Here is a 13845-nt window from a genome sequence, read left to right on the forward strand (position 1 = left end):
TGCAAAATTACATAAAAAGCTGAAATAGCAGGGTATTTACCTAAAAATCTAGTTAGAATACGTTCCTCTTAAAGGAGCATATAATGAAAACAATACTCTCAACAATCACCGCTTTAGGTATTTATCTATTTAGTACAGATTGCTTAGCAACAATTAATACGAATAATCTCACACTAAAAAAAATTAATTCACATGAGATTAATCAATACGAAGCTACTTCTTCAAAAACTATATTAAACGCATCAACGCTCGTTTTATATGGTCGAGATGGGCTAAGCATTTTTGAAGTAACCGATGATGACTTTACTTTAAAGTCTGAATATCCTCATTTGCATTTTGCCTCAGATGCTAGAAATACCGTGGAGTATGCGCTCTCTGAAGATGGTAAGTCACTTCTGTCGGTTGATTTCTCCGGTAATATCATTGTTTGGCAGATCACTGAAGAATATAAGCTAGTTGAAAAGCAAGTCACAGAGTTTAATCCTGATTCATGGAGCACATCAGGTCAGCTAACCAGCTCTGCTTTTTATGCTTACGAAAATAGTGAAAGAGCAGTCACCAAATTCACACCTTATTATTGGGACCCTGCAAACTTTTCTATCTCTAAAGGAAACAGTGTCGCCATAAATGATGAAGATTTCGACCAAGGTAAACAGCACCATTACCCGGATTTAGGCTTGGTTTTACACATAGCTAAAGATGCGTTGGAGGTGTTTGATTTAAATAACAACTATCAAGAGATCTTTAATGGATCTTTTGATTTCAGATACCCTGGAAGGATTGCCAGTGCATATGACCCAGTAAACAATACTCTGCTCATACATAATTACGACACTGTCATTGAGCTGACACTAACAACCGATAACCGTGTGGCTAACCACCGTGAAGTTTCTCGCGAAACTTTCTTGCCAGATAATTTGTCAGTGCATGATATCTTCAGCACTGACAATCGTTTGCTTGCGTATAACTATGCACAACTTTTAGAGCTGACTTTAACTTCTGATAATAATTACGCTGCGACCGAAGTATGCGCAGGCTGTGTGCCGAGTAGCCCAAACCTTGATAAAGAAACACTTCGCCTTTATTCAAAAAGTACAAGCTTAAAAGTCAATACCATTAATAATGATGGCTCTTTTAGCTCAATAGAAAGACAAAAAGAGCAAGGCAGACTCAAAACCAGTAGTCCTGATTATTACCCAAATCTAGTAATTGGAGACAGCAGTAGCTTAAACTTCAATGGTCGATTTTTCACTTTATCTGCTCTTTCATCTGAGCGTGGACAAACATTCACTAAAGATATCCCACTGACTGATCAGCTTCATAATCAAACTACTTCGTATAAGGGTTTTTATAAATTAGGGAAGCAAGTTTTATTTGTTAAAAATGACTCTTATACATTAATTTCGACGAACGCAGACGAGACTGATTTAAATTTCAAAAAAGGTAAATTAGTACTTGAAAACAGCTCTGAACTTGCAGAGTGGCAGGCTGTGTTTGCATTAACTGACACTCAAGTCGTGTTTGTTTCTGCTGGTGACTATTACTTATTTGAAGTAATCGACGGAGAGTTGGCTTTTAAACAAGTCTTTGACTTGAATTTAGCTTCGAGTACAAGGCTTAACAAACATACAAGCTATATTGTTGATGGCATTAATATTTATGCATTTGACAGGGATTTGCAAAAATTACATCACTTACTCTTTGATAATGCTCAATTAAGCCTTCATAAAACTATCGACTTACCTATATTTACTAATAGCCTAACTGATTACTATGGAGAAGTTACTTACGTTAATAAGCGTTTTTATTTACCTGCATATTGGGGGTTTGGCAAAATAAGTGAACATGGTATCTACCGTCTTGAAGAGAGTGGGTTCGTTAAAGAAGATATTGCATTACCCAGAGTGCCAAAAATGAATCCAGCTCAGTTGAGCGACACTCAATCTTTGTGGTTTTTTGATGTTGGAAACTACGACACTTTAGATACTTATCTGCTTGATACTGAAGCTGAAAACATATTTTCACGTGTTGGTGAGTTCAACCTTTATGAGGGAAAATATGCACAAAAAAACCATTACCTACACTTTTACTCAAAAGGTACGATGGTTATCACCAATGAGTTGTCACCAACCTCTGAGTCAGTCGAGTTAACTCTAAACCAAGGCAATCCAGCTAGCTGGGATTTAACCACCTACTTTAGCGAGCAACAGCGTCAGGACCTTAAATTTGTCACAACACAAACACTACCGGGCGTGTCATTATCTGAAAAAGGTTTGTTGGAATTTGATGGTCAGCCTTCAAACTCTCAAAGTCTCATTGTCTCTGTCAGCAATTCATTGGAGCAAAGTACAGAGCTGTCAGTGCAACTCACATACAATAGTGCGCCAACAGCCATAAACAATTTAGAGTTTGCTGCGAAAACAGATGAAGAGTTAACAATCACGTTTGCCGAGCACTTTGTTGATGACAAAGACTTACCGATAATCGTTGAGTTAAATGGTGTTTTGGACAATATGACACTATCAAAAAATACGTTAACCATCACTTTCTCAGAAGCTGGCGAATTTAAATTGCCAATCACCACTTATGACATTGAAGGCGCTTCAAGTAAGCATACTTTAATGTTTAAGGTAGAAGAAAAAGAAGAAAGCTCAGGTGATTCTGGTTCTGGTGATTCTGGTTCTGATGACTCTGGTTCTGGTGACTCTGGCTCTGGCGACTCTGGTTCTGATGGTAGTAGCACAAACTCAGAAAGCAACAATAATGCATCGTCTTCCCAAAATGCTGAACAAAAAAGTGAGAGCCAAGGGGGAGGCTCAGGTGGTAGCTTGTTCTACTTACTAGGCTTAATGATCGGCCTAGTTACATTAAGAAATAAACAATCATAATCGATGGGGCTTCACTGAAGCCCCATTTCTTTTCATGCGTTAAGCAAACACTGCAACAGTTTGTCGACTTAGTGCCAAAAGCTCCCCATCAGGGTGCCAAATTTTCGCTTCTTCAATCGCATATCCATCAGCACTATTATGTGTCACCGCTTCAAAACCAAACCACTGACTCTGTTCTAATTGCACTGGTTTTAAAAATTCAATATACCAACTCATGGTACTTGCTGGTGCTGGGCGAGGATACATTTGTAGCATAGTCGGCGGCCACGCATCGCTCAATGCCAGCAATTGCAGCTCATCTTGAAAACCTTCATGATCGCCAAAACGCATCCAACCACCTAAATGTGATGTCATAGCGCCCGTAAATGGCATACCACCTTGTTGCAAGCAAATTTCAACATGCTGAAAAAACTCTGGCGTCATATTTGGAATATAAGGAATGCGTTGCTCAGGCTTAGGCGCGACTAATTGGTGGGTTTCATCATTGCTCACCAGTAACTCAGACTTACGTGATTCACCAAAACAAAATTGCGCCAGTACACAGGTGCTGCCATCTTGTTCAATACGCGCCAATACTTGAGAGGCGCTTTTACCCTCACGTAAAACTTCAACTTTAATATCGAACGGCTGCTCAGCAATCAGCGGACCGATAAAGTTTGTACTAATAGATAAGACACGACGCGTTGGTTTTACAACTTGTTTTACTGCTTGGAAAAGTAGCGCCCCAGATACGCCACCAAATGCAGTGCGGCCTTGGCACCAAGAGCTAGGAAGGACAATCCCTGACAGTCCTTGTTCTAATTGCGAGAGGACAGTTTGTAAATTCATAGTAAAAACCTAAAGTGGAATCAGATAAAATGTATGTGTTTTTTATAACACAGATAAACTGGTACGACCACACTGCAGATTTATACTACTTTCTACCTTTTCTGATTTTAAAAATCCCGTAACAAACACTGAAAATTCATCTCCATCTCAAATATAGTTTGAATTAACACAACAATAAACTAACTGTTAATATTGATTTAGTTCTTACACAGACAGACTCCCAAAACCGTGAAAGCGATGGTACGGCATTTTAGAGGATGACGATATGTGAGCTGATACAGCCTCTGGTGCACAAAACGTTGCGAATGCTTGTAATTGTGCAGGCCCTGCCACGATGTACTTTGGAAAAACCATTGTCAATACGTGAGCTGCGTAGCCCATGCTAAGAATATTGAAGTGAATAACGGATTACTTACTGAGGAGGAAGGAGATGCCCTCACAGAAGCCGCTGGTGAAAGTAATTGCGGCAAACAATCAAAAGGTAAAGGTAAAGGAAAGTAAGACCCTCCATAAGCGACTGATAAAGGGGCATTATGCCCCTTTATTTTTGCATCAAAAATCCCAAAATTCGCAATAAAAGATGCATTTTGCTTCGCACATTCAGATGCCTTTTTTTCTAAAAAATCGAAAAGCTATTAAGATCATAAGTTTATAAAATTTGAAAAGTTGGCACCCAACCTGATACATATGACTTGAGTAAATGAGAGTAAGCTAGATACCAGCACTCATTGGCAAGACCTCCCCCCCACAGGTTCACCACCAATGAGTGCTAATTTCATTTTGGTCCACATACAGGCTTGACAGCGATGTCATTTGGCGTCTAATGTTAAAAATAGGTTAAATAACCCATTTTAGAAACATGCGATCAAAGGAACCCAAATGAAAAACCATTCTCTCAAACTGCTTGCTATGCAAATTGGTTTAATTGCTTCAGCCAATGCGCTAACTATTGTTGACGATCCAAACAACCCGAACGGCTATTTATTATCTCGCGCAGAAATAAACGTAGCGCGCGATGCAAAAGCCTCAGATCCTATGTATCAGATTTGGGCCAAGGCACTAGAAACACGCGACAACAGTATTGTTGAAGCGATCACGCCTAACAATGCCAGCAACCCTGAAAACGTTAAACGAGTGGAACGTGTGTTTGGTCAGCAAGAATGGGATTTTTTAACGGGTATGGCTGCCCCTGAATATACTTATACGCGTTTCTTGCGTGCCATAGGTAAATTCCCAGCATTTTGTGGTGAATATACAGATGGCCGTGATTCTGATGCCATTTGTAAGAAGTCTATCATCACAGCATTTGCACACTTTGCACAAGAAACTGGCGGACATATTGCCAAAGACAATATTTCTGACAACCCACAGCAGTTAGAAGAATGGCAACAAGCGTTAGTACACGTGCGTGAAATGGGTTGGTCTGAAGGTCAACCTGGTTACACGACAGGGTGTGGGCAAAACGACTGGCAAAACCGTCGCTGGCCATGTGCCGATGGTCAAGGCTATTTTGGTCGCGGTGCTAAACAACTTTCTTATCACTTCAATTACGGTGCTTTTTCCGAGGTGATGTTCAATGGCGATGCGACTGTATTGCTCAACAACCCAGGTTTAGTTGCAGACTCTTGGCTTAATTTAGCTTCAGCTATTTGGTTTTTCTTAACGCCACAGGCTCCAAAACCTGCCATGTTACATGTTATCGACCGAACTTGGACACCTTCTCAAAAAGAGCTGGCAGCTGGTATTGGTTATGGGTTTGGCACAACCATTAATGTGATCAATGGGGGTATTGAATGTGGTGAACAGAATCGTACTAAAGGTCAACCTGTTAACCGCATTCGTTATTGGGAAGGCTTATCAAATTATTACAACATTCCAATTGAAGCTGACGAAGAAAATACCTGTTGGCAGCAAACGCCTTTTGGTAGCTTAAACCTAAACGGCTCTGCCGATGTACTTTACACAAACTGGGAAGCTGACTGGACTTATCACTCAGACCGCCCAGGAGGTCAGTCATTCGAGTGTAAATTAGTAGGTTACCAAACTGCTTATTCCGCACTTGTACCAGGCGACTATGAAAAGTGTGTCACTAATTTTTATCAATCTCATGTTAATTGGCCAAATGTAACTGTGGTTGAAAAACTTAACCCACCTAAAGACAAACCGCCAGTGGGGGGAATTGCGGCATGGGATGCAACAAAAGTTTACCTAAAAGGTGACAAGGTCAGCTTTAATAAAGCAATTTACACCGCGAAATGGTGGACACAAGGCGACCAACCTAAGGCTGGTAGCGGACCTTGGGCGCTAGTCAAATAAGCCATACTCGCCCGTATTAATCTATAAGATTACGGGCTGACACTCAATTAAACTACCCGAAAGGTGATTGATATTTATGTTATTAATCACCTTTTTTATTGCCTTGTTTTCACCACATTAAAAAAATCGACTGCGTAACCACCATCCAATGTAAAATTAAGGTTAAAAATTTCTTAACATTTATTTTACACAACAATCAATATGCGCTACTTTTATTCTCGGTTCCCAAAACCATAAACAAGTAATTGTAAGGATATGATAATGAAAGCACGCCACATCTTGCCGCTGTTAAGTGCGGTTTCACTGTCTGTAGCAGCTCAAGCGCCACTGACAGAAACACAAATGATGAAATACACATCTCAAGCGCAAAAAACCACAATAGGTAAAGCTGCACAGCTTAACCTGCCGCTTAACAGTCAATTTGCAACTGCAAATACCGTGAACCAAACGGTCATTACGCAAACGGTTTCACACCCAAATGCCAGTTACATCAAGCTGCACTTTAAAAATATCAACTTACAGAATGGCGGCAAACTTGTCGTGCGCTCTGAGGATGGTAGCGAGCGTTATGAATACACTGAGTTCAACATGAGCACAGCAACAAAAGCACAGGGCGATGATGGCGTTTCATCGTTTTATGCTATGTCAGTCTCAGCAGACAAAGTAATTGTTGAATACACGCCCGGTCAAATTAATCATACCTTTGCTGCACAAAGCCAAATCTCACTGGCAGATGCTGAAATCGATAGTTACTTCCATGGCACAGAAAATGACTTCACTCCGTCTATTGAAACCGATGTAGGTATTGCCTCTACTTGTGGTGCGATGGAACGCCGAGACGTGCAGTGTTGGGCTAATTCAAACCCAACAGAGTTTGAACGCTCTCGACCGGTTGCCCGATTACTTATGAACGGCAGTGGCTTATGTACTGGCTGGCGAGTTGGCAGTGATAACCGCATGTTCACCAATAACCATTGTGTGGAATCTGCATCTGAACTGGCAAATACCGAAGTCTGGTTTAACTACCAACGCACAAGTTGTGACGGAAATACGCTAGAAAGTGTTGTAAAAGTCACAGGTAAAGATCTATTAAAAACCGATTACACCCTCGACTATACGTTATTTACCATTAATGATTTCGCAAAAGCGGCACCATTTGGTTATTTTGGTCTAGATGTACGTGATGCAACACAAGGTGAGCGCATTTACATTCCTCAGCATGGCTCTGGTAATCCAAAAGAGCTGTCGATTGAATCTGACAGAGACAGCAATGGTCTTTGCTCTGTAAACAACGCAAACGCCAATGGCCGTGGCACAGGTACTGACTTAGGCTACTACTGCGATACGATTGGCGGCTCATCTGGCTCTCCTGTACTTGCTGCAGCAACCAACAATGTTATCGCACTTCACCATTTAGGTGGATGTACTAACAAGGGCGCAAAGATCAGTTTAATTTGGCCTCAGGTTTCGAGTCATTTCAATGGTCAAGTACCTTCTGGTGATAATGGCACGGTTGATCCGCAACCTATTGCAGACTTCGATATTAACTGTAATCTACTGAGCTGTAGTTTTGATGGCAGCCGCTCGACTTCGCCAAATGGTGCAATTACGCAATACGAGTGGCAATACGGTGATGGCTCTGCCAACGGTTTTGGCACGAGTGTAAGCCACACTTACGCTGTAGCGGGTCAATTCTCTGCAACGCTCACCATCACTGATGAAACTGGCGCAACAGCAAGCAAAACTTACACACTCGCTGTTGACGATGGTACAGACCCTAAGCTACTCAAAGATGGCGTAGCTAAGACTGGCTTAAGTGGCGCTAGAAACAATGAACAATTCTTCTATTTTGATGTACCTGCTGGTATGTCTGGTGCCACCATTGTGATAACAGGCGGTACAGGTGACGTTGATTTATATGTTCGTAAGGGCAGCGAACCAACTCGAACAACTTATGATTGCCGACCTTATCGCTGGGGTAATGAAGAGACTTGTACTGTGAGTTCAGGTGCAGGTAGATACCACGTTATGCTTAGAGGCTATAGCGCTTATAGTGGCGTAAGCTTAACGGCGATAGCTAACTAATTTTATTATTAACAACTGCTAGTAAAGGCGACCATGAGGATACATGATCGCCTTTTTTGCAATTAGAGCTTTAGTAATAGGTCAGTATAGTGATAACAAAAATTGAGATTGTCATAACAGGCCAGAACCAAATATTGGCTAGACGTTTGTATATTCGTCCATCTCCGGTCTCTTCTTTCGCCTTGTAATATTGATGTGCTATCAACATGAACAATGAAGATACTAAATAAAGTAAGAAGTAAAAGATTTCAAAATAGACGACCTCATCAATTTGTAAGTGCTCTCGGATACTGTAATGGGCAAGTAAAATCGTGAAAACAACTGCGGTTATATTGTTACGCAAGTCACCATAAGGTGTGTATTTCATACTCACAACACACGCATATAACAGGCATACCATGACCATCACAGGCAAAAGCGTTGTCACAAATGGGCCGATAAATTCACGTTCAATATTAATATTATAGTTAAGCTCAGGCGCGACATTTTGGTTATAAAAGGTATCAAGACCAAAATTAGTGTTGTAACTCTCAAATCGATACTTGAAGTAACTGCTTTTTAACTGCCACTCATCAAGCACTATATCGGGAGATACAGCTGGATTATCCATCTTTGACAGCTTTTCATACGACTCAAGATCTGGCACTAAAATGACATTGCCGCCCATATCTGCTTCATTAAAACTCAGCTCTATGCTCTTATGATCAAACGGGTATTTGCTGTAATCAAACTGCTGCCTTGTTTCTATCGAAAAACGCCAACCAACTAAAACACCCCCATCTTTTAAATCTTGTCGGTAAGCCTCTTCAACTTTGCTGCTAACGGTATGATTAAAAGCCAACTTAGGCTCAATAAAGGCTTTCTGAGAAGCGGTTAGCTTTTGCCAAGCATGGCCTGTCAAGTGCACGTTATTGGCATTTACAAACTCAAGTGACTCAACATACAAACCCGTTGCTACATACTCAGGCTGCGCAACATGCATTGTTTCCATCCTGTCACTGTAGCTCGTTGAAAACGCCTCTCTTTGTGCTTGTGTTGTGATCACGACATTGTCAGCGCGTTCAAGGGTTTTAAAACTCCTAGCAAACTCAAGTACAAGCGATGTACTTAGTATCAGTGTCACTGACAGCAGCACATTGTTTTGTGTCCAAGTCAGTTTTCTTTGCTTCGTCATCAATAAAATAAGAAAGATAAATGAAGCTGCGCCCCAAGCAATAATATCAATATTATTTTGACGGCGTTCGTCTCTGTCCATGTAAAACATGTCAGAGGACATCCGAGTTATCAATGTCCAATTTGTGTGTGGAACTTTAGTACAAGCGGCATAATGCTCGCTATTATCAAGGGTTTCACCATTAAAAAACAGGTACTCTAAATCGCTTTCAAAGCACCTTGATATTTTAGAGAGATAAGCAAACTCAGTTTCTGACACTAAGTCTTGTAAGTTTTCCATTTCTCTGACGTGGCTAAATACAGGATGAGAGATTAGGTTTTGTTGCTTAGAAAATAAAATACCATAACCACCTAAACCCAAATCAAGCTCTTTGAGTGAAGCAGTTAAATGATCCAACGATATATCAGAGGGCACCACTCCCACTGGCATTTTCCCTTCTCGTTTGGCATTTTTATATTGATAAAAAGGCACTGAATAAGTCGTCATCAACACATTGTTTTGCGGCTCATAATAAGGTTCAGTCCAGATAGGCCCCTCTTTTAACGGCCTGTGATACCAGCTAAATTCTTTATAAGGTTTGTCATAATCAACCAAGTTATATTTACGCTCGACCCCCGTTAACCTTTCATAATAAGGGCTAAAATAGCGGATATTTGGCTGGTATTGATAAGGATGAAAGGTCACATTTAAAGAATAAATATCTTCGTTGACGGCAAACTCGTCTTCTAACAGCTTTAACACAAATGTTTTATCTGGCGTTGCCGTCACTTCACGGGCAAATCTATCAACACTTGTCATGATTTTTTCTAGTTCACTACCCACTTCTGCCGCGGCATTTAAAGTCTGGGTTTTGACTTGCTGACGAACGGCTTCACTAAAAGACCGTGTCTGCTGGATTTGATAAAAGCTATTTAAGATAAAACCACAAACAGAAATAATTAAAAATAAAGTCAAAAGTGGTTTCGTTAATTGGTTATCCCAGGGATCTTTTACACGCACGCTGTTTTTCCAACCTGTGTTTAAATTTTCAAAAATATTAATTCACTAAACTTCAGGCGATATTGCCCTATCAAAACAAGTTTAATATGGAATTAAGGTAGAAATATGAAGCCGAAACAATACATATTGTTAACATTTTAACTAAAACAGAGAAATAATTTGAGTTTTGCGCAGACTTTTATATGAAAGGGTTATCAAAAATAAAAAGCGCCTAAAGCAAACTGCTTTAGGCGCTTTTACTTAACGACTTAATTAGTTGGGTTTAAAACGTTTAAATTTAGTAGCTAGCTTGAAGCGTCAAACCACTATACGCACTGTAACCACGAAGCATGATGTAATAAGTTCCGCCCGTGCCAGAGCTCAAGCTACAGCTTTCAGTGTTACCGTTACGGTAAGGGCGACAGTCATATGTACCCGTTGTTGGTGCTGCCCCTTTACGAACATAAAGATCTGCATCACCAGAACCACCTGATGTATTTACGCTTAGTGTAACACCAGCAGGCACATCAATCGTGTAAACTACTTCAGAGTTACGTGATCCAGAAAGACCTGTTGCTGGTACACCATTATCAAGGCAGTTCGCGCCACAGCCACCACCTGATGAAGTTTGTGCTACCAGCGATACACCAGAATACGCACTATAACCACGAACCATTACATGCCACGTACCAGCTGCTGGGTTATTAAAAGTACAGGTTTCTTCATTACCGTTTTTGTATGGACGACAGCTGTATGATGATTGTGTAGGCTTAGTACCTTGTTGAACATAAAGGTCTGCATCACCCGAACCACCAGACATATTGAATGTCACTGCTGAAGTATTAGCAGCTACCTCAAATGTATAGAAGTTTTCTGTGCCCGTAGCACCTGAAATACTTACTGCAACACCGTCTTCTAATACTGGGTCTGGGTCAACAGGGTCAACCGGACCGCCATCGCCAGCTAGGCTGTAAAGAAGTTCATTTGGTGAACCTGATTTAGCATCACTCACTTTATTTTTCGAACTACGACTACTTAAAAGTGAATCAATTTGAGCAGGTGAACGCGTACTATCTTCATCTAGATATAGTGCTGCAACACCAGCTACGTGAGGTGCAGCCATTGATGTACCACTAATCGTATTAGTTGAAGTATTAGAGTTGTACCAAGCTGATTTGATGCTTGAACCCGGTGCGTAAATATCTAAACAGCTACCATAGTTAGAGAAGCTTGAACGACTGTCACTGCTCGTTGTTGAACCAACTGTAATTGCATCTGCAGCTCGTGCTGGTGAATAGTTACATGCATTTGAGTTGTCATTACCAGCTGCAACAACAAAGGTTACGCCAGCTGCTACCGCAGAATTAACTGCATCATCAAGTGCTTGCGAAACACCACCACCTAGACTCATGTTTGCAACAGACGGGCCAGAAGCATTGTTTTTAACCCAATCAACACCTGCAATAACGCCTGAGTTAGTACCTGAACCTGTACACCCTAGTACTTTAATACCAACGATATTCACATTCTTTGCAACACCGTACTGGCTACCGCCAATTGTACCCGCTACGTGAGTACCATGACCGTTACAGTCTGTTGCATCTGCATCGTTATCAACGAAGTCGTAACCATGTGATGCTCGACCACCAAATTCATTGTGAGAAATAAGCACACCAGTATCGATAACATAAGCCGTTACACCCGCACCGTCATAGTCATAATGATAGTTTGAATTAAGCGGCAGTGAGCGTTGGTCAACACGGTCTAAACCCCAAATTGCATTTCCTTGATCAACATTGGTTGCAGCTAAAGGAGACACACTCACAATCTGATCTTGCTCAATATAGTCAACATCAGGGTTATTCAGTAAGTCTTGAACTTGGTTTGCAGATGCATTCACAACCACACCGTTTAAAGAACCAGCAAACTTGCGTGATACATCTACGTTATAGCTATTTACGAGTTTTTGGCTGGCCTGCTCAGCATAACTTGCTACTGCATCAGCGCTTTGAATATTTAAAACCGAAGGGGTTTTAAATACTACAATGTATTGATTTGGAATGGCTTTGCTTGCAGAAACTTGTTTTAGTTCTGCTTGAGCTAAAGCTTGACCAGATACAATTGCACCGATAGCAAATGCTAGAGTCGATAATTTACGCATAATGATTCCTTTTACTTTGTTGTTTGATTAAAAATCACTCAAACCATAGCGCAAGGAATCTTAAAGATCACATTTTATTTACATAAATTTAAACTTTCTCATCTTTAAATTCGTACCCATAACTTTACATTTAGCAATTTTATTCATTAGATTCAATTGTTTAATTTAATAAATTTGACACAATCAACATTGTTAAATTTTAGTTACATACTTGGTAAAAGTGGCTTCCACCAATAAGTTTGTACAAATTGCTTATCTGAATTGAAAATTTCTCCGGTTATTGGTGTTCTAATCACTGCATTATGCTCATCCGCCGCTTTTGACACTCGCTCCAATGGTTCGAACCAAGCATGAAATGCTAAATCAAACGTGCCATTGTGCACCGGCACCATCACTTTACCTTGTAAATCAAGGTGTGCTTGTAAGCTTTGCTCTGGTGTCATATGGATATCGGCCCAGTCTTTATCATAAGCGCCCGTTTCAATAAAGGTTAAATCAAACGGACCGTACTTCTCTCCAATTTTCTTAAAGCCATCAAAGTAGCCGGAGTCACCACTGAAATAAATACTTTCTTTAGCACCTTTGATCACCCAAGACCCCCACAGGCTTTTATTTCCATCCGATAAAGCGCGGCCAGAGAAATGCTTAGTTGGAGTAAAAGCGACCAGTGCACTATCTGTTTGTAGTTCTTGCCACCAATCAAATGACAACACTTTTGACGGCTCTACGCCCCAGCGCGATAAATCAGCTTCAACCCCTAATGGCACCAAAAACAGCATGGTTTTATCGGCCAGCTTCTTAACACTGGCTTTATCTAAATGGTCGTAATGGTTATGAGAGATAAGCACTTTATCTATCTCTGGTAGATCATCAATGCTGATAGGCGTTTGCTGAAAACGTTTAGGACCCAAGAAACTAAATGGTGACGCACGCTCTGAAAATACAGGGTCAAGCAGCCAAAATTCACCATACACTTTAAGCAAAATTGACGAATGACCAAGCTTAACCATATGGATTTGATCATTCGAAAGTGCCTGTAACTGTTCTGTACTCAAGGCTTTCAAAGGCAGTGGCTGGTCTGGCACTGCATGTTTTTTCTCTTCAGTGATATAGCGACCGATTAGCCCTAGCATTTTGCCAAAACCATTCGCTTCCATAATGTCGTCGTTATGAAACTTACCATTATGATAATGGCTCGACCCTTGCGACAAAGTTGAATCTTGTGTTGCTAATTGATTATTCACTGAACATGCTCCCACTGTTAAAGCAATAAAACCTACACCTAACCATTTACTGATTTTCATAATGCACCAAACTAAAGTAAACTATACGGTGTAGTTTTTCACTAAAAATATAAAAAGTAAACTACTGAGTGCAACTTTTTTAATTTGTATTTAGAATAAGGCAATTATCGA

The 13845-nt window shown here is 40.6% G+C and carries 7 protein-coding genes; 3 read left to right on the top strand and 4 right to left on the bottom strand.

Features of this window, described 5'->3' with window-relative positions:
* The first annotated feature begins 83 nt into the window (after window positions 1–83).
* Window positions 84–2888: a hypothetical protein gene (locus tag C1E24_RS04065; RefSeq protein WP_138478988.1), complete on the top strand. Its 2805-nt coding sequence runs from the start codon at window positions 84–86 to the stop codon at window positions 2886–2888.
* Between the two features lie 39 nt (window positions 2889–2927).
* On the opposite strand, the gene C1E24_RS04070 is transcribed toward C1E24_RS04065, so the two are convergent.
* Window positions 2928–3716, bottom strand: a complete 789-nt coding sequence (locus tag C1E24_RS04070; RefSeq protein ID WP_138478990.1) for a thioesterase family protein — start codon at window positions 3714–3716, stop codon at window positions 2928–2930.
* A gap of 879 nt (window positions 3717–4595) precedes the next feature.
* Between C1E24_RS04070 and C1E24_RS04075 the strand changes: the two genes are divergently transcribed.
* Both C1E24_RS04075 and C1E24_RS04080 read left to right on the top strand, forming a co-directional pair.
* Entirely contained in the window at window positions 4596–6032 is a 1437-nt protein-coding gene (locus C1E24_RS04075; RefSeq protein WP_138478992.1) for a chitinase, read from the top strand.
* Window positions 6033–6293: 261 nt separating this feature from the next.
* On the top strand, window positions 6294–8117 hold the full coding sequence (locus C1E24_RS04080) for a PKD domain-containing protein (protein ID WP_138478994.1): 1824 nt from the start codon (window positions 6294–6296) through the stop codon (window positions 8115–8117).
* 70 nt (window positions 8118–8187) lie between these two features.
* On the opposite strand, the gene C1E24_RS04085 is transcribed toward C1E24_RS04080, so the two are convergent.
* From C1E24_RS04085 to C1E24_RS04095, 3 genes are all read right to left on the bottom strand, one after another.
* On the bottom strand, window positions 8188–10290 hold the full coding sequence (locus C1E24_RS04085) for a cache domain-containing protein (protein WP_240721936.1): 2103 nt from the start codon (window positions 10288–10290) through the stop codon (window positions 8188–8190).
* 277 nt (window positions 10291–10567) lie between these two features.
* Window positions 10568–12430 (bottom strand): S8 family peptidase, encoded by a 1863-nt coding sequence (locus C1E24_RS04090; protein WP_138478996.1) that lies wholly within the window; start codon window positions 12428–12430, stop codon window positions 10568–10570.
* Window positions 12431–12633: 203 nt separating this feature from the next.
* Window positions 12634–13734: an MBL fold metallo-hydrolase gene (locus C1E24_RS04095; protein ID WP_138478998.1), complete on the bottom strand. Its 1101-nt coding sequence runs from the start codon at window positions 13732–13734 to the stop codon at window positions 12634–12636.
* Between the last annotated feature and the right edge of the window lie 111 nt (window positions 13735–13845).

It is taken from the genome of Pseudoalteromonas phenolica, assembly GCF_005876835.1.
Classification (GTDB): domain Bacteria; phylum Pseudomonadota; class Gammaproteobacteria; order Enterobacterales; family Alteromonadaceae; genus Pseudoalteromonas; species Pseudoalteromonas phenolica_B.

Excerpts from the sequence above, each read along its gene's own strand:
- C1E24_RS04065 (WP_138478988.1), top strand. The coding sequence starts at position 84 with ATGAAAACAATACTCTCAACAATCACCGCTTTAGGTATTTATCTATTT.
- C1E24_RS04070 (WP_138478990.1), bottom strand. The coding sequence starts at position 3,716 with ATGAATTTACAAACTGTCCTCTCGCAATTAGAACAAGGACTGTCAGGG.
- C1E24_RS04075 (WP_138478992.1), top strand. The coding sequence starts at position 4,596 with ATGAAAAACCATTCTCTCAAACTGCTTGCTATGCAAATTGGTTTAATT.
- C1E24_RS04080 (WP_138478994.1), top strand. The coding sequence starts at position 6,294 with ATGAAAGCACGCCACATCTTGCCGCTGTTAAGTGCGGTTTCACTGTCT.
- C1E24_RS04090 (WP_138478996.1), bottom strand. The coding sequence starts at position 12,430 with ATGCGTAAATTATCGACTCTAGCATTTGCTATCGGTGCAATTGTATCT.
- C1E24_RS04095 (WP_138478998.1), bottom strand. The coding sequence starts at position 13,734 with ATGAAAATCAGTAAATGGTTAGGTGTAGGTTTTATTGCTTTAACAGTG.